6 tRNA genes are annotated in these 535 nt (G+C 53.1%); all 6 read left to right on the plus strand.

The window, feature by feature from the left end:
- Positions 1 to 3: 3 nt before the first annotated feature.
- Positions 4 to 77 (plus strand) — tRNA-Pro (locus EP1_RS13205).
- 15 nt (positions 78 to 92) lie between these two features.
- Positions 93 to 165: transfer RNA gene (locus tag EP1_RS13210), tRNA-Ala, on the plus strand.
- Positions 166 to 177: 12 nt separating this feature from the next.
- Positions 178 to 251 (plus strand) — tRNA-Met (locus tag EP1_RS13215).
- A 14-nt stretch (positions 252 to 265) separates the two neighbouring features.
- Positions 266 to 339, plus strand: a tRNA-Ile gene (locus EP1_RS13220).
- A 15-nt stretch (positions 340 to 354) separates the two neighbouring features.
- Positions 355 to 444, plus strand: a tRNA-Ser gene (locus tag EP1_RS13225).
- A 15-nt stretch (positions 445 to 459) separates the two neighbouring features.
- Positions 460 to 533 (plus strand) — tRNA-Met (locus EP1_RS13230).
- The last annotated feature ends 2 nt before the right edge of the window (positions 534 to 535 follow it).

Consider the following 535-nt stretch of genomic DNA (forward strand, 5'->3'; position numbering starts at 1 on the left):
TTTCGGGAAGTAGCTCAGCTTGGTAGAGTACTTGGTTTGGGACCAAGGTGTCGCAGGTTCGAATCCTGTCTTCCCGATAGCAACAAAATTATGGGGCCTTAGCTCAGCTGGGAGAGCGCCTGCTTTGCACGCAGGAGGTCAGCGGTTCGATCCCGCTAGGCTCCATTTTATTAATAACGCGGTGTAGCTCAGCTGGCTAGAGCGTCCGGTTCATACCCGGGAGGTCGGGGGTTCGATCCCCTCCGCCGCGATTTTATTCGAGCCAGGACCTTTAGCTCAGTTGGTTAGAGCAGACGGCTCATAACCGTCCGGTCGTAGGTTCGAGTCCTACAAGGTCCATTGTGACTCTTTTATGGAGGATTACCCAAGTCCGGCTGAAGGGAACGGTCTTGAAAACCGTCAGGCGGGTAAAACCGTGCAAGGGTTCGAATCCCTTATCCTCCTTTTTAATATTATTATCGCGGGATGGAGCAGTCTGGTAGCTCGTCGGGCTCATAACCCGAAGGTCGTAGGTTCAAATCCTGCTCCCGCAATT

The sequence above is a fragment of the Enterococcus pseudoavium NBRC 100491 genome, assembly GCF_001544295.1.
Classification (GTDB): Bacteria; Bacillota; Bacilli; order Lactobacillales; family Enterococcaceae; genus Enterococcus_A; species Enterococcus_A pseudoavium.